Origin of the sequence: Clostridium tarantellae (assembly GCF_009295725.1) — a bacterium.
In the GTDB taxonomy this organism is placed as follows: Bacteria; Bacillota; Clostridia; order Clostridiales; family Clostridiaceae; genus Sarcina; species Sarcina tarantellae.
Genome location: NZ_WHJC01000518.1, coordinates 1 through 1236 on the forward strand (window position 1 = coordinate 1; position 1236 = coordinate 1236).

1 protein-coding gene is annotated in these 1236 nt (G+C 22.4%); it reads left to right on the forward strand.

Features of this window, described 5'->3' with window-relative positions; all coding sequences use genetic code 11:
• Window positions 1-63 precede the first annotated feature (63 nt).
• Entirely contained in the window at window positions 64-1077 is a 1014-nt protein-coding gene (locus tag GBZ86_RS16045) for a hypothetical protein (RefSeq protein ID WP_152892328.1), read from the forward strand.
• Window positions 1078-1236: the final 159 nt, after the last annotated feature.

Genomic DNA, 1236 nt, shown 5'->3' on the forward strand with positions numbered 1-1236 from the left:
ATGTATTTTATTATATAGACTTCTTTCTTATTTGTTTTATAAATATGAAAGGAGTTTTTTTTAATGGATTATAAAGATTTTTTACTATGGGAACAAACAACTAGAGACACAATAGATTTAAAAAAAATATATGTAGATGTTGCTGGTGATTTAGTTAGTGGAGTTTTATTATCTCAAATAGTTTATTGGAATTTACCAAACTCAAAAGGTAAAAGTAAATTAAGAGTTATTATAAATGAAGAGCTTTGGCTTGCTAAAGGAAGAGAAGATTGGTGGGAAGAATGTAGAATATCTGCTAAACAATTTGATAGATCTATAAAACTATTAGAGAGTAAAGGAATAGTTACTACTAAATTAAAAAAATTTGATGGTGCACCAAAAAAACATATTAAATTAAATTTAGAAATTTTAATAGATAATATTAACGAAATGTTGACTTCTTGCGATTCTTTGGATTTTACCCAAAGGGGAAAATCCAATTTACCCAAAGGGGAAAATCCAATTTACCCAAAAGGTAAAATCCAATTTACCCAAAAGGTAAAATCTTTAACAGAGACTACAACAGAGACTACAACAGAGACTATAAAACAATCTTCTTCTATAAAAAAATTAAAAAAGAATAATGTTAGTGAAAATGAAAACAACAAAATTGAAGAAGATGATAAAAATATAGAAATTGGAACTTTAGTTAAAGAAAATAAAGAAATAAATATACAAGATTCTATAAATTATAAAGATAAAGAAATATTAGAAATTTTAGAACATTGTCAATTATTAAATTTTAAGTTAAAAAAAGCAGATGTAAAAGCATTATTAATTACATTTTGTATAAATGATATTCTTAGAGCAATTACAACTATATGCAATACAGAAGCTTTTGCTAATGGAGAAATAAAAAGTAACAAAGCATATTTATTAAAAGTTTTAAATGATTTTAAAACTAACAAAAATATAACTATAAATAATACTATAACTAATTCAAATAATAATCCTAAAAAACTTTTATTTACTGATTATTCTCAAAGAGAGGTTGAAGATTGGAATGCTTATGAAAATCAATTATTAGGATGGGAATAAAAATAATACTATAAAAAACCAAATAGATTATATAATTTGTCGATAATAGCTTTAAAATTAAGATTTAATAGATTTTTACATAAATAATAGTATATTATGCCTTTAAAATAAAAAATGCTTTATATTTGATTTTAAGAGCAATAAAAGACCATATATATT